Source organism: Candidatus Rhodoblastus alkanivorans (assembly GCF_022760755.1).
In the GTDB taxonomy this organism is placed as follows: Bacteria; Pseudomonadota; Alphaproteobacteria; order Rhizobiales; family Beijerinckiaceae; genus Rhodoblastus; species Rhodoblastus alkanivorans.
Window position 1 is genome coordinate 3,465,164 of sequence record NZ_JAIVFP010000001.1, and the last position, 26,662, is coordinate 3,491,825.

The following is a 26,662-nucleotide window of genomic DNA, read 5'->3' on the forward strand; positions in this document are numbered from 1 at the left end:
GCGCGATGGAGCCGCACCGAGGTCGAATTTGGCCTTCCCGCCGGCAATTTCGACCCGTTGAGCCGCTCATTTCCCCTCAATCTCCCGAGTGGAGGCGCAATTCGCCCCTGGCGCGGCTCGCGCCGCCCGCGACATGACCGGCGGTCACGCACCGCCTCCTTGGGGGAGGGCTCCGAGAGGCAAGCGCCACTGCTGCAAAAGCGCGACCTTGACATTCACGAGCGCCGGGTAGCCTGGCGCGCCTTTGGCTTCGCAGTTGACGTTCGACAGAAGAGCGGCGAGCGAACAGGGGCTAAAACTTTTGCGCGACATCTGCGACTCGGTCTCCAACTGTCCTCAGGGAATCATAACCTTCCGACTTTCGCGAAGCGCTCATAGAAACCCTAAACGCATGGCGGAAGGCAACCCGCTCCCACGTCTGGCGAAACGAGGCAAGTGATCGCCCCCATCGATTGGCCCCTTGGAATGTTAATTCAGGATTGGCGTCGGGGCCAGAGCCGACGCCGGAGCCGGCGCCGATCAGGCTGGCGGCCGCTCTGGCGGCGTCGGGAGGAACACATCAGGCGCCGAAGGTTCGAAGCCAAAAAAGCCGTGTGGTCGCACCGCGTTGTGGAAATCGGCTGCGATGCGCGCGGCGGCCCTCTCGTGCAATTCGACGAACGCGAATCTTGACGTCCTGTCGATGGCGACGACAAGTTTGAGCCTGCCTTCGGCTATACCAACCGCCGGCGCGAACTCAGAACTGGATAACACCTTGGGGCAACGTCAGGGTTCATGAGGGTTCGGCCGCTCAGGGGCGTCGCAGGATGGATCGCTTCGCTAGCAATGACGGTCCGGCTTGAATCGTTTTGAGGCTCTCGTTTTCCATGCGCACAACTTGCCGGAGCCGATTTTTTTCACGAACGAAGAGAAGGGCGCCGAGGAGTTCTGCCCCGAAGATCTCCCCTGTGCTGACGGCGCGTCTCGCTGAGCGCCGGCGTCTTCGATCGCCGTTTCATGACTCGCATCTTCAACCATCGACAGAAGACGGTCATATTTCTCCTTTTCTCCGCGAGACAAGCCAGCCTCTTCAACGATCTCCTTGAAATAATTTATGTTGTCAGCAACAAATTTATTGTAGCTATCCACACATTGAAACATGTTTCTATCCCTGAAGAAAAATGTCCTCAAAATATCAAAACAATACATATAGTCCAATATGTGTTTTGCAGACACGCGAGACATTATCGAATCGCCCCTGCCAACCGTATAGTTATAATATACATCCGATAAAATTCTGATTCTTTTGGCGCCGGCGATAAGTCTTGGTGTCGTTGCCATATCTTCAAAATAGGTTTTTTCAGGAAATTCAATGCCAGTATCAGCAAAAAGAGACCGACGCCATAGTTTCGCCCAGACGCTATGCTTGCCGATCTGAAACAAACCTTTCATTTGATTTTTGACATCAATTTCACGGCTCTCAGGGCGATAAGTCGAAAGAATGTTCCCATTGCCGTCAACGCAGTGAAATCCAGCCTCAATCATATCAAAATCGTCCGTTGACGCGACCCGGAGCATATGCTCGAGCATATCTTTGTCGATGAAATCGTCACTATCAACAGAGGCTACAAATTGCGCCGAGGAAGCGTTGATACCAGTGTTAAGCGCTGCGCCAAGACCTCGGTTTGTTTTGTGCTGTAACAAATTTATTCGACTGTCTGCCCTTTGCATCCTTCGAACTATATCGGCGCTTCCATCCGAAGAACAATCATCTATGCACCATATATCAATGTCTTTCAGGCTCTGCTCGACAATCGACGACAGACATCGTTCGAGATAGGATTCTGTATTATAAATCGGCACAATCACTGATATTGACGGCGCCATGTCAATCGCCTCGTGTGATGCACTGCATGGTCTTGCCCTCGAATCCGCGTTCCGACCGTCTTTCTGTCCTAACCCGTTGGACGGGCCAGGCACAAGTTCTAACTCCGGTGACATGCGGAATTACGGTGACATGATACGAAACCCCTAAAAGATTTCGGCTCACCGTCCCCTCGCTCCCATTTTGCCGCGAACCGCGCGCTTATTACCCGTACAACGCTCTTCCAGTCCCCAAATCACTCCCGCTCACTCCACCGTGACGCTCTTCGCCAGATTGCGCGGCTGGTCCACGTCCTTGCCCATGAAGACCGCGGTGTAATAGGCCAGCATCTGGATCGGCGCGGCATAGACGATGGCCGCGAAATCGGGCGCCATGTCGGGCAGGCGGATTTCGCCCGCGAGCGAGACGGCGGCGGCGTCGATGGCGTGGGAATCGCCGACCATGATGATCCTGCCGCCCCGCGCGGCGACTTCCTGCAGGTTCGAAACCGTCTTTTCCAGCACAGAATCGGTCGGCGCGATCACGATCACCGGCAATTGCTCGTCGATCAGCGCGATCGGCCCGTGCTTCAGCTCGCCCGCGGCATAGCCCTCGGCGTGGATATAGGAAATTTCCTTGAGTTTCAGCGCGCCTTCCAGGGCCAGGGGATAGGACGGGCCGCGCCCCAGATAAAGCACGTCCCGCGCCTTGCCGAGCTGGTGGGACAAAGCCTCGATGCCCGGCTCAAGCTTCATCGCTTCCGCCAAAAGGCCGGGCACGACCATCAGCTCGTTGACCAGCCGCTTCTCCTCCGCCGCGTCGAGCACGCCGCGCGCCCGTCCCAAGGCCAAAGCCAAAGCCGCCAGCACGGTGAGCTGGCAGGTGAAGGCCTTGGTCGAGGCGACGCCGATTTCCGGCCCGGCGAGGGTCGGCGCGGCGACGTCGCTTTCGCGGGCGATGGTCGAGGTCGGCACATTGACGACGCCGATCACCTTCTGGCCATGGGCCCTGGCGAAGCGCAGGCTCGCCAGTGAATCCGCCGTCTCGCCCGATTGCGAGACGACGATCATCAGGCCCTTTTCCGGCATGGGCGCGTCGCGATAGCGGAATTCGGAAGCGACGTCGATTTCGACAGGCAGGCGGGCGAAACGCTCGAACCAATATTTCGCGACCATGCCGGCGTAATAGGCCGTGCCGCAGGCGGTGATCGTGATCGCCCTCAAATCCTTCGGGTCGAAGGGCAGTTCGAAGGGCAGGCGCACGCAGCCGTTCGAAAAATCGATGTAATGGGCGAGCGTGCGCGCCACGACTTCCGGCTGCTCATGGATTTCCTTGGCCATGAAATGCCGGTAATTGCCCTTGTCGACAAGGAAAGCCGAGGCCTGGGTCTTGAGCTTCGGGCGCTCGACCGGCTTGTTCTCCTCGTCGCGGAATTCGGCCGAGCCGCGCCGCAGGATCACCCAGTCGCCGTCTTCGAGATAGGTGATGGTGTCGGTGAAGGCGGCGAGCGCGAGCGCGTCGGAGCCGAGATACATTTCCCCGCCCTCGCCATAGCCCACCGCCAGAGGCGCGCCGCGCCGCGCGCCGATCAGCAGGTTTTCCTCGCCCTCGAACAGAATGGCGAGCGCGAAGGCCCCCTTGAGCCTAGGCAGGCTCGCCGCGACCGCCTCGACCGGCGACAGGCCGCGCCTGATCTGCTCGGTCACCAGATGGACGACCGCCTCGGTATCGGTCTGGGTGACGAATTTATGGCCGAGCGCGATCAGCTCGTCGCGCAATTCGCGGAAATTCTCGATGATCCCGTTATGCACCACCGCCAGTTTATCGCTGGCGTGGGGATGGGCGTTGTTCTCGGTCGGGCGGCCGTGGGTCGCCCAGCGGGTGTGGCCGATGCCGACGCAGCCATGCAAAGGTTTTTCGCGCAAAAGGGCTTCGAGATTGCGCAGCTTGCCCTCGGCGCGGCGGCGCTCCAGCCTGCCATCCTCCAGCGTGGCGACGCCCGCCGAATCATAGCCGCGATATTCGAGCCGCTTCAGGGCGTCGATCAGCGAACCGGCGACCGGGCCCTGACCGAGAATGCCGACAATGCCGCACATGAATCCGCTCACTTTCCAATGGAACTTTGGCCGCAGGAAAGGCTAGGTTCAGGCTCCGGCGCAAGTCAATTTTCTTTTCATGCTTGATGCGGCAAGGCGCCTCCGCCGCCTCGCGTCGGCGCGGCCGCGGTCGAAAGCCAAGACTGCGGCCCGCCAGCGAATGGCGCAAAACGGCGGGAAGCGGGAATAACGGGAAGGACCGGTCCCGAGAAAACACCGGTCGATGGCTGAACGGGAAGGATGCGCCAAGAGCGGGAATTCAAACGTGGTCGGTCGGCTCGCGCGCAACTGACCCGATTTTTTCATTCAGACGTGATCCGCAGCGGCGATTATTGCCATGTTCCTTTCATGCCACTTTTGCGGCTACGCTGAAACGACCGAGTCCCAATTTAGATTCGAAGCCTACTCAAGGGGAAAAGCAATGATCAAGGTACGATGCGCGGCTGCATCTTTGTTCGTGATATTGGCGGGGTTTTCCGCCACATCAAGCGTGCAAGCCGCGCCTTGCCTGATCGTCACGTTGACCGGCACCAGCGGCCCGCCGCCCTATAATGGCCTCGCCGGGCCCGGAACAGTGGTCCGCTATGGCGATGACGCCGACAACTGCAGTTCCGTGCTGATGCAGTTTGACGCTGGGCGCGGGACACTCATGCGCCTGTCGCAGGTCGGCGTCCAGGCGGCTCAGCTCAACGCTGTCTTTTTCACGCACATGCACTCCGACCACACGGAAGGTTTTTCCGATATCGTTCAGATGCGCTGGATCTTCGGCTCACCAAAAACGCCGAAGCTCGACATCGTTTGCGCCGTGGATGCGAAGTCGCCGTCCGGGCCCGACTTGAGCTGCAGCAAATTCGTAGCCCATATCGATGACGCCTATGAGCAGTCCGGCGAAACAGCCTACCGCGCCTTTGAGTTGAAAGGCATCGTCAACCCGGCCGGACCCGTCGCCGGGTTGAATGTCATCACGTTCGATCCCAAGGATGAGCCTCAGGTCGTTTGGACGTCAGGCGAAGTGAAGGTCAGCGCTATTCGGACAACCCATATTCCGGGCTCCGCTGCGTTTCGCGTCGACACGCCGGCCGGCAGCGTTGCGATCGGGGGAGACTCCTCCAATGACACGCCTGCCCCGCCCCGCAGGACTTCGACATCGGATGAATTCGAAAAACTGGCCAAAGGCGTCGACGTCATCGTGAATACGACCATTCATCCCGTGCTGTCGCCGGAAAGCGGCGCCAGCACGCCACCCGCAGTCTACTATCGTCAGAGCAACGCCACCGATCTCGGCGCCATGGCGCAGAGAGACGGCGCCAAGCACCTCATGCTCACGCATTTGGCGCCGCCGATCGGCGCCTCCATGCAGGGAACCGTGCAGATCAAAGGCGGGCCGCTGACAGAAAAAGATTACGAGAAGGCTGCCCAAGATGGCGGCTATACAGGTCATGTCGTCGTAGGAACCGATCTGGCAAGCGTGAGGTTGCCATCGAAATAACTGTGGCGCTCACTCCCCCGAATTATTCCGCGCGTATTGACGCTGATCAAGCCGTGAAAGCGATTGGTAGACTATGAAAGCTTGGCGGAAGCGTCATCCATGAGCTTCTGACACGCAAAGCGAACAGGAACAACCTGTTGATTTCGTCGAGTAGCACTCGCCGGCACCCTCGAGACATTGTAGCGTAGGACTGGAAACTCCGGATCCCGCCCGCCGAAAATCGGAGCGCGCTTCATCCGGGACCGACGACAAAATGGAATAGGGACAGGATATGGGGGCTATTGGGAGGCTCGGCGCCGCATCAATTCTTGCAGGCTCCCTCTTGTGGGCTGGCGGTGCGACGGCGGCTGAGGAGGGAAAGAGCGTCTACTTGCTCGGCGCCGCGACGTCGATGGCTGGCGTGACGCCGCCCCCCGGCTTCTATTTTTCCTCGTTCACCTATTTTTACGAAGGCAATGGAAGCGGCAATACGGCATTGAGTTGGTCCCTGAGCCGCGCAGGAACCGAACTTCCACCATTGGGCGTTTTGCAGACCAACGCTAGCTTGAGCGTCAAGGCGCAGGTCGGGATCAATATCTTTACGCTGATTTACGTGGCGCCTGAGCAGGTCCTGGGAGGGAACGCGGGGTTCGGCGTGCTTGCGCCTGTCGGTTATCAGGGTGTCGACCTTGATGTGACGGCATTGTCGAGCCTGACGCTTCCAAATGGAAACACGTTGCAGACTGGACGCGTCCTTCGCGAATCCGATCATACGTTTGCGTTCGGCGATCCGCTGGCGACGGCGTTCATCGGATGGAATTCGAGTTTCTTCCACTGGAAACTGACCGGTCTTCTCAATGTTCCTGTTGGAAGTTACTCCGCCACCAACCTCGTCAACATGGGATTCAACCGGTGGGCCGGCGACTTGACGGGCTCGATGACGTACCTGAATCCGCAGTCTGGCCTGGAAGTTTCTGGCGCGGTCGGCTTCACCTTCAACGGAGAAAATCCGGCCACAAAATACAGGACGGGCACCGAATTTCATTTCGAGGGGGCGCTCATGCAGCACCTCTCGAAGGCCTTTGCGATCGGCGTCGCCGGATATCACTATGAACAGATCACAGGCGATAGCGGAGCTGGCGCCGTAATTGGGCCGTTCAAAGGACGCGTATCGGCCCTCGGTCCGAACCTAACCTATAATTTGGAAGTCGGCGGCGTGCTGCTTTTGACATCCGTGAAATACATGCGCGAGTTCGATGTTGAAAACCGCCTCAGCGGCGATGTCGGAATGTTTACCCTGACCGTTCCGTTGGGAGGGGCGAAGCCTTCGCCCACCCACAGCCCCGGCTGAGGCGGGGCGCCATGGCGACAACCTGGTGGAGGCAACGGAGTGCGAAATTGGCCCAGTTGTCCCATCATACACAGGCGACAACGGAATTTCTGGCCGGGAAAGTCCGCTGACGACGTTGCACCGGCCATTGCGCGAAAGGCTTGAAAGACGCGTTCGAGCCGAAACCCGGCATCGCGAAAGCGCGTAGCAGGGGCGGCTTTGGCGGCGGCGCTTTTGCCGACGCCAAAACTTTATTTCGCGGCCTTGAGCGCCGCCATCTTCTTGCGAAAAGCCGTCGCCCAGCCGGGGATGACGGCCTGGCGGCCGCGCGCCACCGCCAAGGCGTCGGCCTCGACATTGTCGGTCACCACCGAGCCCGAGCCGACAAAGGCGCCGTCGCCGACCTCGACCGGCGCGACCAGGGCCGAATTCGAGCCGATGAAGGCGTCGGCGCCGACCTTGGTGCGATATTTCAAAAAGCCGTCATAATTGCAGGTGATGACGCCGGCGCCGATATTGGCGCGCGCGCCGATGCTGGCGTCGCCGACGTAGGTCAGATGGTTGACCTTGGCCCCCTCGCCGATCTCCGCCTGCTTGATCTCGACGAAATTGCCGACCCGCGCTTTGGTCGCCAGTCTCGCTCCGGGCCGCAGCCGCGCATAAGGCCCGATCGAGACATTTTCCGCCAGAGTCGCGCCTTCGAGATGCGAAAAGGCGTGGATGACGCAGCCCTCGCCGACGCTCACGCCGGGGCCGAACACGACATGGGGCTCGACCACGACATCGGCGCCCAGAACCGTGTCGAAGGAGAAGAAAACCGTCTCCGGGGCGATCAGGGTCGCCCCGTTGAGCATGGCGGCGCGGCGCAGCCGGTTCTGGATTTCCTCTTCGGCGGCGGCGAGCTGGACGCGGTCGTTGACGCCGAGCACTTCCTCGGCGGGCGCCATGACAAAAGCGCAAATTGCGCCCTCGCCGCGCGCGACCGCCACGGCGTCGGGGAGGTAATATTCCTTCTGGGCGTTGGCATTGCCGATCCGGCCCAGCCAGTCGAGCGCCCGGGCGCCGTCGAGCGCCATCAGCCCGGCGTTGCAGAGCTTGACCGCACGTTCGGCGGGGCTCGCGTCCTTGTGTTCGCGGATCGCCAGCAACGCGCCGCTGTCATCGGTCAGCAGCCGGCCGTAGCCCGAGGGATCGGCGGGCGTGAATCCGAGCGCGACGACGCCCGCGCCCTCTCCGAGCTTTTCGCGCAAATGGATAAAAGTGTCGGGCAGCGCCAGCGGCGTGTCGGCGAACAGGACCAGAATATCGTCGAAACCCTCGGCAAGCGCCTCGCGCGCCTCCAGCACCGCATGGGCGGTGCCGAGCCGCTCGGCCTGGACGAAGACTTTGGCCGATGGCGCGCAGGCGCGCGCCTCGGCGGCGACGTCGTCGCGTCCCGGGCCGACCACCACGGCGACGGAGTCGGCTCCGGCGCGGGCGACGGCGTCGAGCACATGGGCGAGCATAGTGCGCCCGGCGACCTTATGGAGCACTTTTGGCAGGCTGGAGCGCATGCGCTTGCCCTCGCCGGCGGCGAGCACGATGGCGAGGCAGCGTCGCGGCGGCGCGGCGCGGTTCCTTTGCGTCGTCATGAGAGAACCTCGGAAATGTCGGGAAAGGTATAGGGGAGCCGCAAAATACCGCAAAGCAAAAAATCTGCCTCGCCTCCGCCGCAAATTAGGTTATAAACCGCGGAATCGGGAAACATGCGCGCGAGCGGGCGACCCGCCACGCCCCGCAACCACCTCACGGGACGGAACGGACGACCCTGTCGATGCTGAAGCGACGTGACGTATTGCAACTGGCGGGAACGGCCGCCGCCGTCGCCGCCTTCAGCCCCGCTTCCGCCGCTCCGGCCGAGAACCAGAAGCCGGACGCCGCGCCTTTCAGCAGCTCGTCGGTGCTCGATCTGGCCAAGAGCGTTGCGGCCAAACCCTTTTCCGCGCCCTCGACCAATCTGCCCGCGCCCCTGACCAATCTTTCGCGCGAGGCCTTCGCCGCCATCAAGATCAAACCCGACGGGTTGATCTGGAACGACAAATCCAGCGGCTTCGTCATCGAGCCGCTGCATCGCGGCTTCGTTTACACCTCGCCAATGCAGGTCTATCTCGTCGAGGACGGGATGTCGCGGCGGTTGAACTATGACGCCTCCCAGTTCGACTTCGGCGGGCTCAGCCTTAAGCCGCCCCCGGCCAATCTCGACTTCTCCGGCTTCCGCGTCCTGCGGCGCGACGAGAAAGGCGGCCTGCACGAGATCGCGGTGTTCCAGGGCGCGAGCTTTTTCCGCTCCGCCGCTCCGGGCCAGATTTTAGGAGTGACTTCGCGCGGCCTTTCGATTCGCACCGGCGACCCGCGCGGCGAGGAGTTTCCCCTGTTCCGGGCGGTCTGGATTCAAAAGGCGAGCGTCGCCGACAATGCGCTGACGATCAACGCCTTGCTCGACTCCGAAAGCGTCGCCGGGGCCTATCGCTTCACCATTCATCCGGGCGACGCCACCATCATCGACGTCGAATGTTCGCTGTTCCCGCGCGCGACGATCGACGTTTACGGGCTCGCGACGATGAGCGCGACCAGCCTGTTCAGTCCGCTCGACCGGCGCGGCGACGACGACGTCCGCGACGCGGCCACCGAGCTGACCGGCCTGCAGATGCTCACCGGCGCGGGCGAATGGCTTTGGCGCCCGGTCACCAACCGCAGCAATCTCCAGATTTCCGAGTTCGTCGACAGCAATCCCAAGGGATTCGGCTTCCTGCAGCGCCATCGCGCCTTCGACGACTTCTACGATTTCGCCCAGCATTGGGAGCTGAAGCCGTCGCTCTGGATCGAACCGATCGGCGACTGGGGCGACGGCTCGGTCGAACTGGTCGAAATTCCCTCCGACAACGAGAGCGCCCAGAACATGGTCGCGTTCTGGCGATCGAAGACTCCACTCGTCAAGGGCCAGCAGGCCGATTTTGCCTATCGCCAGTTCTGGTGCTGGTCGCCGCCCTCGCGTCCGCCGCTCGCCAAGACGACGGATTCGCGCGGCGGGCGCGGACCGGCGGCCAAGCAGAGGCGCTTCCTGGTCGAATTCCGCGGCGACGCCCTGGGCGATTCCGCCCGCGTCGCGGACCTCAAACCCAATTTGTCCGTTTCTCCTGGAAAGGTGATCGCCCAGCATCTCTATCCCGCGCCGGAGCGCAAGAGCTGCTATGTCCAGTTCGACATGGATCCCGCCGGCGAGACGGCCTGCGAAATCCGCCTGACGCTGGACGTTCAGGGCGCGCCACAGACCGAGACCTGGCTCTACCGATGGACGACATAATCGAAACCGCCTCGCCTCCCTCGCCGGCCGCCCACGGAGCGCCCGCTCCAGCGCCGGCCATGCCGGAGGAATCGCCGCTCGCCATGCCGGCGCAGAAACTGTACCGCTTCGACGCGGCGACGGAACGGCGCCCTTTCGCGCGAAAGATGCGCGCGCCCTGGCTGTCGCGGCTCGTCACCTTCGGCGGCGGCCTCGCCCTTACCGTCTGGGGCGGCTATGAAATGTACCGCGTCATCGACGTCGGCGGCATCACCTTCCTGAAATGGGCGCTGCTGGTCCTGTTCCTGGCCAATTTCTCCTGGATCGCGCTGTCCTTCAGCGCCTCCATCGTCGGCTTCCTGCATCTGCTCTTCGCCCGGCCCAAACCTCCGGAACCGCCTGAAAAGCTCAACTCCCGCACCGCGGTCATCATGCCGATCTACAACGAAGCGCCCTCGCGCGTGTTCGGGGCGCTCCAGGCGATCCACGAAGACCTTGAGGCGACAGGCCACGGCGCGGGTTTCGACTGGTTCATGCTGTCCGATTCGACCGATCCCGACGTCTGGATCGCCGAGGAGCGGGCGCTGATCGCCCTGCGGCAAAGGCTCGGGCCCAGGGCGCGGATCTATTACCGCCACCGCGCCAGAAATGTCGCGCGCAAGGCCGGCAATGTCGGCGATTTCGTCGCGCGCTGGGGCGGCGCCTATGATCAAATGGTGGTGCTCGACGCCGACAGCCTGATGACCGGGCAGGCCATCGTCGCGCTCGCCGCCGCGATGGAGGCCGACCCCGACGCCGGCATCATCCAGACCCTGCCGCTGATCATCAACCGCAACACGCTTTTCGCCCGCGTCCAGCAATTCGCCGCCCGCATCTACGGTCCCGTGATCGCCGACGGCCTGTCGTGCTGGATGGGCCGCGACGGCAATTACTGGGGCCATAACGCGATCATCCGCACGAAGGCCTTCGCCGCCCATTGCGGCCTGCCCCATCTCAAGGGCAAGCCGCCGTTCGGCGGCCATATCCTCTCCCACGATTTCGTCGAGGCCGCGCTGATGCGCCGCGCCGGCTATTCCGTCTATATGCTTCCCTCGCTGCCGGGCTCCTATGAGGAATGCCCGCCTTCGCTGATCGACGTCGCCGCCCGCGACCGGCGCTGGTGCCAGGGCAATCTCCAGCATATCAGGGTGTTGCCGGCCAAGGGGCTCGCGCTCGCGACCCGCCAGCATTTCGTCACCGGAATCATGGCCTATGTCGCCTCGCCGCTGTGGCTCGCGCAACTCCTGATCGGCATCGTGATCGTGCTGCAGGCGAGCTATATCAGGCCGGAATATTTCTCCAAGGAATTCGCGCTTTTCCCGACCTGGCCGCGATTCGACGCCGAGCGGTCGCTGGAACTATTCATCGTGACCATGGCGGTTCTGCTCGCGCCGAAATTATTCGGGCTGATCGTCGCTTTGTTCGACGGCCCGACGCGGCGCGGCGCCGGCGGCGCCATCCGCCTCCTGTTCTCGACCCTGTTCGAAGTGCTGATGTCGGCGCTGCTGGCGCCGATCATGATGATGGTCCACGCCGGCCATGTCCTGCATATCCTGTTCGGCTTCGACACCGGCTGGGAGCCGCAGCGGCGCGACGACGGCTCGGTGCCGTTCAAGTCGATCATGCGCCGCCATCGCGACCATGTCATTCTCGGCGTCATTTCCCTGGTCGCGGCGCTCCTGATCTCGCCCTCGCTCGCAGCCTGGATGTCGCCGACCATCGCCGGCCTCATCCTGGCGATCCTGCTGTCCTGGGGCACCGGCCTGAAATCGGTCGGCATGGCCTTCCGCCGCATCGGCCTTCTGACGACGCCGGAAGAACGCGCGCCGCCGCCGATCGCGACCCGCGCCAACGCCTTGTCGGAAGAACTCGCATCGGAAGGCTTCGACAAGGCGGATGGCTTGCGCGTCCTTCATGCCGATCCGCATTTCTGCGCCGCCCATCAGGCCTTTCTGCCCCCTGCCCCCCACCACGCGCGCGGCGACATCGCGCCGGAGCGGGCGATGGCGATCGCCAAGCTCGGCGAGGCCCGCACGATCGAGGAGGCTTCGGCGTGGATCCAGCGCAAGGAGCGCGCGGCCTTGATGCACGATCGCGCCCTGATCGCCGTACTGGTCCGCCTGCCGGCCGAATCGAGCGCGGGCGAGTGATGCTTTTTAGCGACACCCGCGGCGAAAATCGCGGCGTTATTAATCGCGGGTTAAGCTGATGCCGGGAAAATACCGTCTCATGTGAAGCGGGCGGCGAGCGCCCGCGCGGAGCCGCCCGATGCAAGACCTGATCCCGCCCTCCAAACCCGTGCCGGAGCCTCGCGAGCCCTATCGGTTCTATGCCGACGAAAGGCCGGAGATCGAATTCCGCGCTGTCGAGCCGCGCGGCAACGGGTGGCGCTTCCTCGCCGCCTCGGCCGCGGTCCTGGTGCTGACGCTCGGCGCCGGCTGGGCGACTGCCGACCGCATCGGCGCCCTGCTCCAGCCCGCGCCGGCCAAGCCCGACCCGGTCGCGACGGCGGCGGCGCAAGCCCTCCACGCCGCCAAGGCGCAGGGCCAGGAACTGGCCGCGCTGCGCGTCCATGTCGAAAGCCTGAAAAACAAGCTCGACGCCCAGGCGCGCAAGTCGCGCTCGGAAGAAGCGACCATCGCCTCGCTGCAAAAGAATATCGCCGACGCCAAGGCCAATGTCGCGGCCACCGCCTCGCATTTGCAGGCGAAGCTGGAAAAGGTCCAATCGGAGGCCGAGAAGATCGCGCAGAAGAAGGTGGACCGCACTCCGACCGCCTCGATCGGCAAGCCCCTGCCCCATGCGGCGCGGGCTCGGACGGCCGCCGTTTCGCCCCCGGACGAGACTGTCATTCTCAGCCCCTACCGCGACTTCGTCCTGCGCGACGCCGGCCACGGCCACGCCCTGATCGAAGGCGCTGGAAGGATGGAGGAGGTCCAACCGGGCGACATCCTGCCCGGCGGCGCCCTGGTCGAGCGGATCGAACGCCACGGACAAAGATGGGTGGTGCGGACCGACCGCGGCTATATCGGCCCAGAATTCATGTGGGACGATTGAGGAATTTCAGAATTCCGGGCCCAGCGCGAGCCGCGGCTGCCGCGCTTCGGCAAAGGCCGCCTGCAGGGCCGGCAGAATGTCCTCGACCTTTTCGCGCACCAGATAGCGCGCCTCCAGTTGGGGGCGAATAAAACCCTGGCCGCGCATATGGTCGAGCAGCGACAGCAGCGGCGCCCAGAACCCCGCGATGTCGGCGATCAGCACCGGCTTGTCGTGGCGCTGCAACTGGACCCAGGTGAGCTGTTCAACCAGCTCCTCCAGCGTCCCGAGGCCCCCGGGGAGCGCGACAAAGGCGTCGGCCTTCTCGAACATCAGCCTTTTGCGCTCGTGCATGTCCTCGACGACCACCAGGTCCTGGACGCTTTCGAGCATGTGCTCGCGTTTTTGCAGGAAGCGCGGGATGATTCCGGTGACATGGCCGCCGGCGTTCAGCACGGCATGGGCGACCGCCCCCATCAGGCCGAGGTCGCCGCCGCCATAAACGAGGCCGACGCCGTTTTCCGCGAGAATCCGCCCGAAATCGCGCGCCGCCCCGACAAAAGCTGGGTCCGCTCCGGCCGAGGAGCCACAATAAACGCAGATTTTGCCGATCCCCTGCATGCTGCGTCCCTTCGCCCCGTCCCTTCCCTTTTCCCGCGACCGGCCGGGACGGTCAAGCCGGGCGATGATTTTCTCTTTTGGCGGATGGCGATTCCGGCGCCGCAAGAATAAATAGGGCGTGAACGCGCAGTCCGGCTTCCGAGTCGCGGGAAGCCTCGACTGCCCGCCGGATCCCGAGATCGAAGAGGCGTCATGTCCGACAAGCCCGAAGCCGCGCCCAATCCCCCCGTCCGTCTCGCCGAATATCGCCCCGCCGATTATCTGATTGACGCGGTCCGTCTCGACATCAGCCTCGACCGCGTCGCGACGCGGGTCGTCTCCCGCCTGGAGCTCAGGCCCAATCCGGCCGGAATCGCCGGCGCGCCGCTCATCCTCGACGGCGGGGACCTGCGGCCCTTCCGCGCCTTGCTCGACAATCAGGCGCTCGATCTGGCCGAGGTCGCCACACCCGACAGAATGATCATCGCCCACCCGCCGGCGCGCCCCTTCACCCTGGAGGTCGAAACCCTGCTCGACCCCTCGGCCAACACCAGGCTCGAAGGGCTCTACCGCTCGGGCTCGACCTATTGCACCCAATGCGAAGCCGAAGGCTTTCGGCGCATCACTTATTATCTCGACCGGCCCGACGCGATGAGCGTCTTCACCGTGCGCATCGAGGCCGACAAGGAGGAAGCGCCCGTCCTGCTCTCCAACGGCAATCCGATGGAAAAGGGCGATCTCCCCGGCGGCCGCCATTATGCCGTCTGGCATGATCCCTTCCCCAAACCATGCTATCTGTTCGCCTTGGTCGGCGGCGATCTCGGCTCGATCGAAGACGAGTTCGAAACCGTTTCGGGCCGCAAGATCAAGCTGGGCATTTATGTCGAGAAGGGCAAGGAGCATCGCGCCCATTACGCGATGGAATCGCTCATCCATGCGATGCGCTGGGACGAATTCGTCTATGGCCGCGAATATGACCTCGACGTGTTCAACATCGTCGCCGTGCCCGACTTCAACATGGGCGCGATGGAGAACAAGGGTCTCAACATCTTCAACGACAAATATATCCTGGCGATCCAGGAGACCGCGACCGACGGCGATTACGTCGGGATCGAGACCGTCGTCGCCCATGAATATTTCCACAACTGGACCGGCAACCGCATCACCTGCCGCGACTGGTTCCAGCTCTGCCTCAAGGAAGGCCTGACCGTCTATCGCGATCAGGAATTCTCCGCCGACCAGCGTTCGCGGGCGGTCGGCCGCATCGCCAATGTCCGCACCCTGCGCGCCAGCCAGTTCCCCGAGGACGCCGGCCCGCTCGCCCATAATGTCCGCCCGGACGCCTATAACGAGATCAACAACTTCTACACCGCGACGGTCTATGAGAAGGGCGCCGAGATCATTCGCATGCTGCGCGCCCTGATCGGCCATGACGCCTATCACAACGGCATGGCGCTCTATTTCGAGCGCTTCGACGGCAAGGCGGCGACGGTGGAGGATTTCATTTCCTGTTTCGCGGAAAGCTCCGGCCGCGACCTGTCGCAATTCTTCCTGTGGTACAATCAGGCCGGCACGCCGCGCTTGAAAGCGCGCGGCGCCTATGACGCCGCGGCGAGGACCTACACGCTCGACCTGTCGCAGGAGACCCCGCCCACCCCTGGCCAGCCGGACAAAAAACCGCTGCTCATGCCGATCCGGCTTGGCCTGATCGGCCAGGACGGCCAGGAAATTCCGCTCGTTCAGGACAATCCGACAAGCCCGCGCGAAGCCGAGTTCGGGATTTTCGAACTGGCCGGAACGGAACGGCGGATCGTCTTCAAGGACGTGCCAAGCAAGCCGGTCCCATCGCTGCTGCGGCGCTTCTCGACCCCCGCCATCCTCGATGTCGAACTCTCCGAGGACGACCTCCTGCTGCTCATGGCGCATGACACGGATCCGTTCAACCGCTGGCAGGCGGCGCAGACCTTCGCCACGCGGCTGATGATCCGCTCGACCACGCTGATCCACGCCGGCGAGCTGCCGGATTTCAACCCGGCCTTCGCCGAGGCTTTGGGCGCCCTGATCGAGGCGGGAGCGGCCGACCCCGCCTTCGCCGCGCAAATGGCCATGCTGCCGAGCGAGAGCGACATCGCCCGCGACATCGGCTCCGACGTCGATCCCGACGCCATTTTCATGGCGCGGCGCTCGCTGCGGACCGAAATCAGCAAGAGTCTCGGCGCCCGCCTGCTCGCGGTCTATGAGCGCCTGACGTCCGACGCGCCCTTTTCCCCGGACGCGGCGAGCGCCGGACGGCGGTCCCTGCGCAACGCCTGTCTCGACCTTTACGCGGCCGGCGCGCCGGCGGACGGATCGGACATTGCGATGCGCCAGTTCCAGCTCGGCGCCAATATGACCGACACCATGGCCGCGCTCTCGACGCTCTGCGCCCACGCCACGCCGCAACGCGAGCGCGCGCTCGACTCCTTCTTCCGGTCGCACGCCGAAGAGCCTCTGATCGTCGATAAATGGTTCTCGCTCCAGGCGATGATTCCGGAGCTGGAAACCCTTGCGCGCGTCAAACGCCTGACCCACAACCACGCCTTCAGCCTGACCAATCCCAACCGCGTGCGGGCGCTGATTTCCGCCTTCGCCAACGGCAATCCGACCGGATTCAACGCCGCCGACGGCGCCGGCTACCGCTTCATCGCGGAGACCGCGCTCAAGCTCGACGAGATCAATCCGCAGGTCGCGGCGCGGCTGCTTTCGGCCTTCCGGTCCTGGCGCAATCTCGAATCGGGGCGCCGCCAGCTCGCCCGGGACGCCCTCGAAAGCGTCGCCGGCCACGAAAAGCTCTCGCCCGACGTGCGCGATATCGTCGCGCGCGCCCTCGCCTGATCAGGCCCCGCGACAATTTTGGACCGAATGGCCGAACCATGAACGCCCCACCCGTCCGGCGGGGCGTTCTGCCTTGGTTTCGCGCCAATTCCGCCAAAATTTCGCAATCCTCCGGCGAAAAATCGTCGCGGCCCGAGTCGAGCTTGAGCGAGACAACCAGCGCATTGTTTTGACTCTCATTTATGCCCTTTTCCGGCTTCGGGCGCGCGCGTCGGCCTTCCCTAACGTCTTCAAATCGCGCCTGATTTTCGCTGCAAAAAACGCCTGCATTAACGAAAATTTAGTCTGGACAAAAAGCCTGCTTGGGATTCGAATGGGGATGATTCGGAAGCGTCGCCGTAAGGCTCCGGGTCATCCCATTTCAACATTGTAGGAGCGTATGATGGCGCGTGCGAACGCAGCCGATGCCTCATTATGCCTCGACGCTGCGGGGCCGATCGAGACCCGGTGGCCTCACTCCATCCCCGCCGGCGCCCCCGAAGGAGGCGCCTCGGTGACCCCGCTTTTCCCACGCGGCGACAACGCCCCCCATCGAGAACAAGCCGCGCCCGCCTCGCCGTCGTCGAAGGAGCGGCTGGAGCCGCTGCTGCGCGCCGCCGTCCCCACGCTGATCGCGCTTTTTCTGCTCACCCTGTTCGGCGTCGCCGCCCAGGTCGCGATGCAAACGCACGACCGCGTCGTCCCCGAGGCCCTCGCCCAGATGGATATGGTCGGCCGCATCGCCGCCGAAGACCTCAACGCCGCCGCCCGCCGCGCGCCGCCGGGCGAGCCCGCCCAGATGATCCTCGAATCCGCGCTCGGAAACCTTGACACCCACGGCCGCATCATCGCCGTAACCGACGCCAGCGGCCTGGTCATCGCCACGCTCCCGCGCGGCGCCGTGCCGGAAATCCCGCTTGCCGATCATCTCGGCCCCGCCCAGCCGCTCACCGTATTCGCGGAAAAAGCGGGACCGATGCGCCTCAGCCTGCCGAGCGGCGCCGATGTTCTCGCCACGGTGCGTAACCTCCGGCCGCCGTTCGGCCAGCTCGCGATCATCCGGCCGCTCGACAGCACCATGTCGGAATGGCGCGCGACGGTCTGGCGCTCGGCCCTGCTGTTCCTGCTCACCGCGGCGGTGATGGGCGTGGTCGCCTTCGCCTATTTCGCCCAGACCAGCCGCGCCGTCGACGCCGAATCCGACCGCGCCCGCATCCGCAACCGCATCGACGCCGCGCTCAATCGCGGCCGCTGCGGATTGTGGGACTGGGATCTCGCCACCGGCCGCATCTATTGGTCGGATTCCATGTATGACATGCTGTCCATGACCCGGACCGACGAATTCCTGTCCTTCGGCGACCTCCGGGCGCTGATCCATCCCGAGGACGAAAATCTCGCCGGCGTCGCCGAGCAGCTCACCGCCGGGCGTATCGCCTCGATCGACCACGCCTTCCGCATCCGCGACGCCGAGGGGCAGTGGATATGGATTCGCGCCCGCGCCCAGGTGATCCACGAGGGCCGCGAACGCGCGCCGCATCTCGTCGGCATCGCGGTGGACATTTCCGAACAGGTCCGCCTCGCCGAGCGTTCCGCCGCCGCCGACCTGCGTTTGAGAGATGCAGTGGAATCGATTTCCGAAGCCTTCGTGCTGTGGGACGCGCAGAACCGTCTCGTACTGTGCAATTCCAAATTCCAGCGCGTGCACGGCCTGCCGGCGGAAGCCGCCGCGCCGGGGACGCCTTATCTGAAAGTGATGGCGCATTCCCGGAACGTCGCCGAACAGGCCGAGGCCTTGCCCGACGACGGCGCCGGAAGGGTCTATGAGGCGCGCCTCGCCGACGGCCGCTGGCTCCAGATCAACGAGCGCCGCACCAAGGACGGCGGCTATGTCTCGGTCGGCGCCGATATTTCCGCCCTCAAGCAGCACGAGCAGCAATTGCTCGACAGCGAGCGCCGGCTGACCGCCACCGTCGCCGACCTGCGCAAGTCCCGCCAGACCCTTGAGTTTCAGGCCCAGCAGCTCGCCGAGCTCGCCGAACGCTATCTCGAACAGAAGGCCGTGGCCGAGACCGCCAATCGCGCCAAATCCGATTTTCTCGCCAATATGAGCCATGAGTTGCGCACGCCGCTGACCCATATCATCGGCTTCGCGGAAGTCATGGAGCAGCAATATTTCGGCGAAATCGGCAATCCGCGCTATCTGCAATACGCCAATCATATCCGCCAGTCCGGCGAATATCTCCATGGCGTCATCAGCGACGTGCTGGAAATGTCGCGGCTCGACGCCGGCCAGGTCGCTCTCAACGCCCGCGAGGTCGATCTCGCGCCGACGCTTGCCGAAACGGTGGACGCCTATCGCGCCCCGGCCGAAGCCAAAAAGGTCAAGATCGCCTTCGACCCGCCCGCCGAGGCCCGGGTTTTCGCCGATCCCTCCCTCCTGCGCCGGGTCGTCGTCATCCTGCTGAAAAACGCCGTGAAATTCACGCCCGAGGGCGGAAGCGTCGCGGTGCGCGCGGTCCGCGACGGCGCGGCGTACGACATCATCGTCGAGGACAGCGGCTGCGGCATGAGCGCGGAAGAGCTGGCCCCGGTGTGCCATCCGTTCGAGCAGCGCTCGCCGCTGATGCAGGACGGCATGAAGGGCCCCGGCCTCGGCCTGGCGATCGCCCGCTCCCTGGTCGAACTGCACGGCGGCGAATTGCGCATCGATTCCACACCGGGCCAAGGCACGCGGGTCGGCATCCATCTGCCCGGCCCGCGCCAACAGGCCCAGAACCGCATCGCCGCGATCAGCGCGGCGGAATGATCAGCGCCCGAGCAGAAAAATCCTGTCCATATGGCCGGCGAGCGCGAGATCCTTTTCGGTGACCCCGCCAGCGTCGTGGGTCGACAGTTCGACCCAGATCTTGTTGTAGATGTTTTTCCACTCGGGATGATGGTCGACGCGCTCGCAATAGAGCCCCACCTCGACCATGAAGGCCAAGGCCTGAGCGAAATTGTCGAACTCAAAGACTTTCGTCATCCTTCGGTCGTCGCCGCGCCACCCTTCCGGAATCATCGCCATTCTCGTTGCTCCCTATGCGGGGGAGAGGTAGTCGCCCGCGTGACGCCAAATCGCTCTGCTGATAGTTTAATTTAGCGATTCACCCAGGAGCCGTCATGTCCAAACTCGATAGAGCGCTCGCCGCCCTCGACTCCGACCGCCAGGGGGCGCTGGACCGCTTGTTCGACCTGCTGCGCCTGCCCTCGATTTCCACCGACCCCGCCCATGTCCCCGATTGCGCGGCCGCCGCCGAATGGCTCGCCGGCCAGCTGCGGGAGGTCGGCTTCGAGGCCTCCGTCCGGCCGACAGCCGGCCATCCGATGGTCGTCGGCAAGGCCAGGGCGGCGCGGCCCGACGCGCCCCATGTGCTGTTTTACGGCCATTACGACGTGCAGCCGGTCGATCCGCTGGAGCTGTGGAAGGCCGAACCCTTCGCGCCGGCCGTGGTCGAGGCCGAGCCGGGCCGAAGCCAGATCGTCGCGCGCGGCGCCGCCGACGACAAGGGCCAGCTCATGACCTTCGTCGAAGCCTGCCGCGCCCTCCACGCCGACGGCGGCCTCCCCTGCCACGTCACCATCCTGTTCGAAGGGGAGGAGGAGTCCGGCTCGTCCTCCCTGCCCGCCTTTCTCGCCGCCAATGGCAAGGAGCTGAAAGCCGATCTGATGCTGGTCTGCGACACCAATATGTGGGATCGCGACACCCCGCTCATCACCTGCATGTTGCGCGGGCTGGTTCTGGAGGAAGTCATCGTCAAGGCGGCGAGCCGCGACCTCCATTCCGGGATGTTCGGCGGCCCCGCCGTCAATCCGATCCATGTCCTGGCGCGGATCGTCGCCGGCCTGCACGATGACGATGGCCGCGTGACCCTGCCGGGCTTTTATGACGGCGTCCCCGAACTGCCCGAGGAGATCAAGGCGCAATGGGCGGCGCTCGATTTCAACGAGGCCGCCTTCCTGGGCGACGTCGGCCTGTCGGTTCCGGCCGGCGAGGCGAATTATTCCGTTCTGGAGCAGATCTGGGCGCGGCCGACCTGCGACGTCAACGGCATTGTCGGCGGCTATATTGGAGAGGGCTCGAAGACCGTGCTGCCGGCGCAGGCGAGCGCGAAATTCTCCTTCCGCCTCGTCGGCAAGCAGAATCCGCAAAGCGTCATCGACGCCTTCCGCGAACATGTGCGCAAGAGCCTGCCCGAGGATTGCGAGGCGGAATTCTTGAGCCATGGCGCAAGCCCGGCCTTGTCGCTGCCCTTCCGCTCCGAGGCGATCCTGCGCGCCAGCCGGGCGCTCGAAGCCGAATGGGGCAGGCCTCCGGTGCTTGCGGCCTCCGGCGGCTCGATCCCGATCGTCGGCCTGTTCAAGCGCGAATTGAAGATGGATTCGCTGATGGTCGGCTTCGGTCTCGACGACGACCGCATCCACTCGCCCAACGAGAAATATGAATTGTCCTCGTTCCAGAAGGGCGCGCGCAGCTGGGTCCGCATCCTCACGGCGCTCGCGGAATAGCCTGAGGGAAGAACGAAAGCCGAAACCTGGCCTTGCGCCGATTCGCGCTCCTTTTGTTCGCGTCTTGATCGTCGATTCCCATTTCGGGCGGCCGGCGAGGCCGAACGACCCGAAATTCATTAACCCTGACCGTTCGAAGGCGCCCAGTCGTGCTCCCCTGGATTCTCCTCGATACCGCGCAAATTCCGGGCGGCGGCGCGCTGCGGCTAAAAAAGCGGGGCGGCGAATTTTCGATCATGCTCGGCGACAACGAGCTGATGAATTCGCGCCTCAGCGGCTCCGAGGAGGCGCTGGCGACGCTGAGTCTGAACAAGATCGGACGGCGCCCCGCGCCAGTGATCCTGATCGGCGGGCTCGGCATGGGCTTTACCTTGCGCGCGGCATTGGCGTCACTCGATGCGTCGGCGCGGGTCGAGGTCGCGGAACTGGTTCCCGCAGTCGTCGCCTGGGCGCGCGGTCCGATGGCCGACGTTTTTCGCGGCAGCCTCGACGACCCTCGTGTGAAAATTCTGGAGGGCGACGTCGGCTCCTTCATCGGCGCGCGCGCGGGCGCCTATGACGCCATCCTGCTTGATGTGGACAATGGCCCCGACGGCCTGACGCAAAGCGCCAACGACCGTCTTTACAACGGGCCGGGCCTTGCCGCCGCCCGCGCGGCGCTGAAACCCGGCGGCGTTCTCGCGGTCTGGTCCTGCGCGCCGGACGAAAGCTTCACCCGACGATTGCGCAAGGCGGGTTTCGAGACCGAGGAACGCCCGGTGCGCGCCGGCCGCGGGCGCGGCGCCCGGCACATGATCTGGCTCGCCTCCCGAACAAACCGCGACTGACGCCGCGAAGCCAATTCGCGCCCGTTTCGTTCGCGCGAGATTCCGCGATTCCCATTTTGGGGCGGCTTGCGCGAGAACCGCGTAAAGGATCGGTTCAACGACGGAACAAAGCCTAAATATCCACAATTCAGCGATTCGTTCAGGGATCATTCCCGTCCTGATCGCGAAATCCCATTTTTGGGGTTAAGAGAAGGTAAAATGGAAAGACGATATTAACCGCCCCTCGCCATTGCATCTAATCTCGTTTCTTCCGCCCCTTTTTCGCGGCCTTGGGAACCTTGGCGGGCCAGGCGACGATGTGGTCGAGCAATTCATCGACCGACAATTCGTCCTCCAGCGCGCTGACCCGTCCCAGCACCGAAACCCCGGCTTCGACCACGCTTTCCGGCCTTCCGCTGACCAGCGGATGCCAGTCGGGCAGATCCTCGCCCTGCGCCAGCAGGCGATAGGCGCAGGTCGGCGGCAGCCAGGTCAGGGTCGCCACGCTTTCCGGGCTCAGGCGGATGCAATCCCTGACCCGCCGCGAGCGGTGGCCGTAATCGGAACAACACGCCCTTGCCGGGTCGAGCAGGCGGCAGCCGACGTCGGTGAAATGGATCTCGCCGGTGTCCTCGTCCTCCAGCTTGACCAGGCAGCAGCGGCCGCAGCCGTCGCACAGGCGCTCCCATTCGGTCTTGGAGAAATCGGCGAGGGCGCGTCCGCGCCAGAACGGCTCGCTTGCCGCGCCGGATTTCCGCGATTTTTTCTTTTCGCTCATCGTCCGTTTCAAAATGGCGCAGGCGACGCTGGCGCGCATTTTGCGCTTGATCGTCGTTAGCGTTAAGGCAATCTAAAGGCGTCTGCGGGGGCGGCCTGTCAAGACCGGCGCGGACGAGGACTGGTAAGGAGCGGAACCGCCTTGGCCTATGATTTCGAAAAAGCCGGATGGTTTCGCGCGCTGCGCAACGCGCTCCTCTGGATCGATTCCTGGATCGACAGCACGTTCTATTCGCTCGGCGTCGACACCGGGGAACTGTGGCGCGATTTTTCCAGCTTCATGGAGCGGTTCCACGTGCGCGGCGCGTCCCGCGCGGCGGTCGAACTCGCCTGCGAGGCCCTGACCCTCGGCGTGTTCGGCGGCGTCGTCATGGTGACGCTCGCCCAGCCCGCCTTCCGCCTCACCGCCTCGCCCAACTGGCTCAAGAAGACCGATCTCGCCGTCACCTTCGAGGACCGCTACGGCAAGGAGGTCGGCCGGCGCGGCATTCTCCACGACGACGCGGTGCCGCTCGACCAATATCCCGATTATGTGGTCCAGGCGGTGATCTCCACCGAGGACCGTCGCTTCTACGACCATTGGGGCGTCGATCCCATCGGCCTCTTGCGGGCGCTCACCGTCAACGCCCGCGCCTCGGGCGTGGTGCAGGGCGGCTCGACCCTCACCCAGCAGCTCGCGAAGAACCTGTTTCTTTCGAACGAGCGCACCATCACCCGCAAGATCAATGAGGCCTTCCTCGCCTTCTGGCTCGAATCGCATCTCACCAAGAAGCAGATTCTGCGGCTCTATCTCGACCGCGCCTATATGGGCGGCGGCGCCTTCGGCATCCAGGCGGCGGCGCAATTCTATTTCGGCCGCTCGATCAAGGACGTGACGCTCGCCCAGGCCGCCATGCTCGCCGGCCTGTTCAAGGCCCCGACCAAATTCGCGCCTCATGTCAACCTGCCCGCCGCCCGCGCCCGCGCCAACGAGGTGCTCAACAACATGGTCGCGGCAGGCTATCTGCAGGAGAACCAGATCGCCGACGCTTTGCGCCATCCGGCGTCGCCGGTCGATCGCGCCGGCGAGGCCCCGACCCCCGACTGGTATCTCGACTGGGCCTTCAACGAGGTCAAGGCGCTCGCCGACGCCGGCAAGCTCGGCAAGGATCGCGTCGTCACCGTGCGCACCGCGCTCGACTCGGGCTTGCAGCAGAAGGCGGAATCGACCATCGACCAGATGTTGCGCGAGAGCGGGCCGAGCTTCGACGCCCATCAGGGCGCGGCGATCGTCATGGAGCCGGACGGCGCCGTACGGGCGCTCGTCGGCGGCCACGATTACGCCGTCAGCCAGTTCAACCGCGCCACCGACGCCCTGCGTCAGCCGGGCTCGTCCTTCAAGCCCTATGTCTATCTCACCGCCTTGATGAGCGGCAAATTCACGCCCTACACCACGGTGGTGGACGCGCCGATCTGCCTCGGCAACTGGTGCCCGAAGAATTACGGCGGCCACTTTCGCGGCTCGATGCCGCTGTGGAACGCCCTCGCCCATTCGATCAATTCGGTGGCGGTGCGGCTCTCGGTGGCTGTCGGCGACGGCAACGCCAAGCTCGGGCGCTCTCGGATCATCGCCACCGCGCGCCGGCTCGGCGTGACCGCCCCCCTGCCCGACACCCAGTCGCTGCCGCTCGGCGCCGACGAAGTGAGCCCGATGGACCAGGCCACCGGCTATGCCGCCTTCGCCAATGGCGGCAAGCGGGTCAAACCCTATGCCGCGCTGGAGATATACAACAGCCGCGGCGAGCTGGTTTACAGCCACGACCGCGACGGCGAGAAGCCGCAGCAGGTGATCGATCCGCGCTATATCAACGAACTCGTCTTCATGATGACCCAGGTGGTTCAGCAGGGCACCGGGCGGCGGGCCCAGCTCGACGGCATCGAGGTCGCGGGCAAGACCGGCACCACCAATGATTACAAGGACGCCTGGTTCTGCGGCTATACCGGCAATTTCGTCGGCATAGTCTGGTACGGCAACGACGACGACCAGGCGATGAACAAAATGACCGGCGGCTCCATGCCCGCCGCCACCTGGCACGACATCATGCAATACGCCCATAGCGGCGTCGATCTGAAGCCTCTGCCCGGCATGACCCTCGCGAACCCGGTTGGTCCGGTCGCCCAGTTCACGAGCGCCGACGGCGGCCAGACCCCGGTCGCGCGCGAGCAATTGTCGAAAAACGCGGCGCAGGCCCTGGGAACGATCGAAATTCTCATGAAAATGGCCGGCGAAAAACACGGCGCGGTCGATCTTGCCGGCCCGCATTATGCGAAGGCCGGGCTGTCCGTCGTCGCCGCGCGCCGACCGGCGCCGATCGTCAATCTGCGCTAAGCCTTTTTGCGGACCAGCCGGCCGAGGCCCATTTGCGCGGCGGTGACGCCAAGCGCCCGGCAGCCGCCGACGACCGCGCCGCCATAGACGAGCAGCCCGACGAGTCCGAACAGGGCCAGGGCGATCAGGCTGCCGAAAATGCCGAGCCGGTGGCCGAGCGCCTCGAAAGGCCCCTGAAGCCAGAGGGCGATATTGGCGAGCACCACCGCCGCCGTCGCCGCCGCCAGCGCCACGCCCTTGAATATGTCGTCGGGCTGGAACAGATAGCGCCGCAATCCGATAATGACGAGCGCGACGAGATTGATCCAGGCGTTGGCCGAGGTCGCGAGCGCGATGCCCACCGCGCCCAAGGGCTTGTAGAGCAGGATCTTGAGCAGCAGATTGATCGCCAGCGCGCCGAGCGAGACCAGCATCGGCGTCTTGGTGTCGCCCATGGCCTGAAAGCCCGAGCGCAGCGCATTGATGGCGACGATGGCGACGAGGCCCGAGCCATAGGCGCGCAGCACGGCCGCCGTGGCGGCGGTGTCGGCGGCGCTGAACATGCCGTGCTGGAACAGGGCGCGCACGATGACGTCGGGAATGACCATGAAGGCGACGACGAAAGGCGCGGTCAGGGCGAAGGTCAGGGCGAGCGTGCGGTTCTGCGCGGTAAAGGCCCCGGCCCAGTCCTCGCGCGCGAAACAGCGGCTCATTTCCGGCAGCAGGACGGTGCCGGCCGCGACCCCGACGAGCCCGATCGGCAATTGATAGAGCCGCTCGGCGTAATAGATCGAGGACAGGCCGCCGGTCGGCAGCATCGAGCCGATGATCGTATCGGCGAACATGGCGATCTGCAGCCCGGACGAGCCGATCACCGCCGGGCCGAACATGCGGAAAAAAGAGCGAACGTCGGCGCTCAAAGTCGGCCGCGCGAGTTTTTCCATCAGATGCAGCCGCCGCGCCGACGACATCAGCAAGGCGAGCTGGGCAAGGCCCGAGGCGGTGACGCCCGCCGCCGCCGCATAGGCCGCATTGGGGAAAAGGAAGGCGATGGCGAGAAAGGCCATGATGAAGACATTGAGCAGCACCGGCGCGAAGGCGGCGACGGCGAATTTGCCATGGGCGTTCAGGGTCGCCGAATGCATCGTGACCAGAGTCACGCAGAACAGATAGGGGAAGGTGATCCGCGTCAGCTTGACGGCGAGGTCGAATTTTTCCGGATGGGCGGCAAAGCCCGGCGCCAAAAGGTGGACGAAGCTCGGCATGAATATCCAGCCGAGCGCCAGCATCACGACCTGGGAGATCAGGAGCAAAGTGAAAATCTGATTGGCGAAATGGCGCGCCGCCCAGATGTCGGATTGCTCATAGACCCGCAGATAGGTCGGGACGTAAGCCGCGTTGAAGGCGCCCTCGCCGAAGATCGCCCGGAAGTGATTGGGCAGGCGCAGGGCGACCGCCAGAGCGTCGCCCATCATGCCCTCGCCGATCAGGCCGGCGAGCATGACGTCGCGCAAAAATCCCGTCAGACGGGAGAGCAGCGTGAACCCGCTGACCGAAAGAAAGCTTCTGTACATAAGGCGGGATCGCTCTCGGCTGGGTC

At 64.1% G+C, this 26,662-nt stretch carries 17 protein-coding genes and 1 pseudogene; 10 read left to right on the forward strand and 8 right to left on the reverse strand.

Annotated features, from left to right (window positions below):
* Positions 1 to 600 precede the first annotated feature (600 nt).
* The 3 genes and pseudogenes from K2U94_RS16120 to glmS all read right to left on the reverse strand — a co-directional run.
* Positions 601 to 711 (reverse strand): annotated as a pseudogene (locus K2U94_RS16120) (IS481 family transposase); the annotation flags it as partial.
* Between the two features lie 108 nt (positions 712 to 819).
* Positions 820 to 1,866, reverse strand: coding sequence for a glycosyltransferase family 2 protein (locus tag K2U94_RS16125; protein ID WP_243068180.1), 1,047 nt, complete (start codon positions 1,864 to 1,866; stop codon positions 820 to 822).
* Positions 1,867 to 2,109: 243 nt separating this feature from the next.
* Positions 2,110 to 3,939 (reverse strand): glutamine--fructose-6-phosphate transaminase (isomerizing), encoded by a 1,830-nt coding sequence (gene glmS, locus K2U94_RS16130; RefSeq protein WP_243068181.1) that lies wholly within the window; start codon positions 3,937 to 3,939, stop codon positions 2,110 to 2,112.
* 421 nt (positions 3,940 to 4,360) lie between these two features.
* Here glmS and K2U94_RS16135 point away from each other — a divergent pair, with 421 nt between their 5' ends.
* Both K2U94_RS16135 and K2U94_RS16140 read left to right on the forward strand, forming a co-directional pair.
* Positions 4,361 to 5,428: an MBL fold metallo-hydrolase gene (locus K2U94_RS16135; RefSeq protein ID WP_243068182.1), complete on the forward strand. Its 1,068-nt coding sequence runs from the start codon at positions 4,361 to 4,363 to the stop codon at positions 5,426 to 5,428.
* Between the two features lie 370 nt (positions 5,429 to 5,798).
* On the forward strand, positions 5,799 to 6,758 hold the full coding sequence (locus tag K2U94_RS16140; RefSeq protein ID WP_243068183.1) for a SphA family protein: 960 nt from the start codon (positions 5,799 to 5,801) through the stop codon (positions 6,756 to 6,758).
* A gap of 230 nt (positions 6,759 to 6,988) precedes the next feature.
* Here the strand turns inward: K2U94_RS16140 and glmU are convergent, their stop codons facing one another.
* Positions 6,989 to 8,368 carry a bifunctional UDP-N-acetylglucosamine diphosphorylase/glucosamine-1-phosphate N-acetyltransferase GlmU gene (glmU, locus tag K2U94_RS16145; protein WP_243068184.1) on the reverse strand — a complete coding sequence of 460 codons (1,380 nt, stop codon included), beginning with the start codon at positions 8,366 to 8,368 and terminating at the stop codon, positions 6,989 to 6,991.
* A 182-nt stretch (positions 8,369 to 8,550) separates the two neighbouring features.
* Here glmU and K2U94_RS16150 point away from each other — a divergent pair, with 182 nt between their 5' ends.
* The 3 genes from K2U94_RS16150 (at position 8,551) to K2U94_RS16160 (ending at position 13,155) form a co-directional block, all read left to right on the forward strand.
* Positions 8,551 to 10,080: an OpgD/OpgG family glucan biosynthesis protein gene (locus K2U94_RS16150; protein WP_243068185.1), complete on the forward strand. Its 1,530-nt coding sequence runs from the start codon at positions 8,551 to 8,553 to the stop codon at positions 10,078 to 10,080.
* A complete protein-coding gene (mdoH, locus tag K2U94_RS16155) occupies positions 10,068 to 12,248 on the forward strand; it encodes a glucans biosynthesis glucosyltransferase MdoH (protein ID WP_243068186.1) in 2,181 nt (726 codons plus the stop codon). Before K2U94_RS16150 ends, mdoH begins: the two co-directional genes overlap by 13 nt.
* A 118-nt stretch (positions 12,249 to 12,366) precedes the next feature.
* Complete coding sequence (locus K2U94_RS16160; RefSeq protein ID WP_243068187.1) at positions 12,367 to 13,155, forward strand: hypothetical protein; 789 nt, start codon at positions 12,367 to 12,369, stop codon at positions 13,153 to 13,155.
* A gap of 6 nt (positions 13,156 to 13,161) precedes the next feature.
* Here K2U94_RS16160 and K2U94_RS16165 read toward each other — a convergent pair whose 3' ends face one another.
* On the reverse strand, positions 13,162 to 13,755 hold the full coding sequence (locus K2U94_RS16165; RefSeq protein ID WP_243068188.1) for an LOG family protein: 594 nt from the start codon (positions 13,753 to 13,755) through the stop codon (positions 13,162 to 13,164).
* 192 nt (positions 13,756 to 13,947) lie between these two features.
* Between K2U94_RS16165 and pepN the strand changes: the two genes are divergently transcribed.
* Positions 13,948 to 16,608: an aminopeptidase N gene (gene pepN / locus K2U94_RS16170; protein ID WP_243068189.1), complete on the forward strand. Its 2,661-nt coding sequence runs from the start codon at positions 13,948 to 13,950 to the stop codon at positions 16,606 to 16,608.
* 493 nt (positions 16,609 to 17,101) lie between these two features.
* A complete protein-coding gene (locus K2U94_RS20460) occupies positions 17,102 to 19,393 on the forward strand; it encodes a PAS domain-containing sensor histidine kinase (protein WP_243068190.1) in 2,292 nt (763 codons plus the stop codon).
* Here K2U94_RS20460 and K2U94_RS16180 read toward each other — a convergent pair whose 3' ends face one another.
* A complete protein-coding gene (locus K2U94_RS16180; RefSeq protein WP_243068191.1) occupies positions 19,394 to 19,651 on the reverse strand; it encodes a 4a-hydroxytetrahydrobiopterin dehydratase in 258 nt (85 codons plus the stop codon).
* Between the two features lie 95 nt (positions 19,652 to 19,746).
* Here K2U94_RS16180 and K2U94_RS16185 point away from each other — a divergent pair, with 95 nt between their 5' ends.
* Complete coding sequence (locus K2U94_RS16185) at positions 19,747 to 21,132, forward strand: M20/M25/M40 family metallo-hydrolase (RefSeq protein ID WP_243068192.1); 1,386 nt, start codon at positions 19,747 to 19,749, stop codon at positions 21,130 to 21,132.
* 149 nt (positions 21,133 to 21,281) lie between these two features.
* Positions 21,282 to 21,959: a spermidine synthase gene (locus K2U94_RS16190; protein WP_243068193.1), complete on the forward strand. Its 678-nt coding sequence runs from the start codon at positions 21,282 to 21,284 to the stop codon at positions 21,957 to 21,959.
* 235 nt (positions 21,960 to 22,194) lie between these two features.
* Here K2U94_RS16190 and K2U94_RS16195 read toward each other — a convergent pair whose 3' ends face one another.
* Entirely contained in the window at positions 22,195 to 22,716 is a 522-nt protein-coding gene (locus tag K2U94_RS16195; RefSeq protein ID WP_243068194.1) for a YcgN family cysteine cluster protein, read from the reverse strand.
* A gap of 141 nt (positions 22,717 to 22,857) precedes the next feature.
* Between K2U94_RS16195 and K2U94_RS16200 the strand changes: the two genes are divergently transcribed.
* A complete protein-coding gene (locus K2U94_RS16200; RefSeq protein ID WP_243068195.1) occupies positions 22,858 to 25,083 on the forward strand; it encodes a transglycosylase domain-containing protein in 2,226 nt (741 codons plus the stop codon).
* Here the strand turns inward: K2U94_RS16200 and murJ are convergent.
* Positions 25,080 to 26,636 (reverse strand): murein biosynthesis integral membrane protein MurJ, encoded by a 1,557-nt coding sequence (gene murJ, locus K2U94_RS16205; RefSeq protein ID WP_243068196.1) that lies wholly within the window; start codon positions 26,634 to 26,636, stop codon positions 25,080 to 25,082. The two genes, K2U94_RS16200 and murJ, sit on opposite strands and share 4 nt — an antisense overlap.
* Positions 26,637 to 26,662 lie beyond the last annotated feature (26 nt).

Bases quoted from the DNA above. Each gene is read 5' to 3' on its own strand.
- K2U94_RS16135 (WP_243068182.1), top strand. From the start codon at position 4,361: ATGATCAAGGTACGATGCGCGGCTGCATCTTTGTTCGTGATATTGGCG.
- K2U94_RS16160 (WP_243068187.1), top strand. From the start codon at position 12,367: ATGCAAGACCTGATCCCGCCCTCCAAACCCGTGCCGGAGCCTCGCGAG.
- glmU (WP_243068184.1), bottom strand. From the start codon at position 8,368: ATGACGACGCAAAGGAACCGCGCCGCGCCGCCGCGACGCTGCCTCGCC.
- glmS (WP_243068181.1), bottom strand. From the start codon at position 3,939: ATGTGCGGCATTGTCGGCATTCTCGGTCAGGGCCCGGTCGCCGGTTCG.
- K2U94_RS16150 (WP_243068185.1), top strand. From the start codon at position 8,551: ATGCTGAAGCGACGTGACGTATTGCAACTGGCGGGAACGGCCGCCGCC.
- K2U94_RS16125 (WP_243068180.1), bottom strand. From the start codon at position 1,866: ATGGCGCCGTCAATATCAGTGATTGTGCCGATTTATAATACAGAATCC.
- pepN (WP_243068189.1), top strand. From the start codon at position 13,948: ATGTCCGACAAGCCCGAAGCCGCGCCCAATCCCCCCGTCCGTCTCGCC.
- K2U94_RS16195 (WP_243068194.1), bottom strand. From the start codon at position 22,716: ATGAGCGAAAAGAAAAAATCGCGGAAATCCGGCGCGGCAAGCGAGCCG.
- K2U94_RS16185 (WP_243068192.1), top strand. From the start codon at position 19,747: ATGTCCAAACTCGATAGAGCGCTCGCCGCCCTCGACTCCGACCGCCAG.
- murJ (WP_243068196.1), bottom strand. From the start codon at position 26,636: ATGTACAGAAGCTTTCTTTCGGTCAGCGGGTTCACGCTGCTCTCCCGT.
- K2U94_RS16165 (WP_243068188.1), bottom strand. From the start codon at position 13,755: ATGCAGGGGATCGGCAAAATCTGCGTTTATTGTGGCTCCTCGGCCGGA.
- K2U94_RS16180 (WP_243068191.1), bottom strand. From the start codon at position 19,651: ATGGCGATGATTCCGGAAGGGTGGCGCGGCGACGACCGAAGGATGACG.
- mdoH (WP_243068186.1), top strand. From the start codon at position 10,068: ATGGACGACATAATCGAAACCGCCTCGCCTCCCTCGCCGGCCGCCCAC.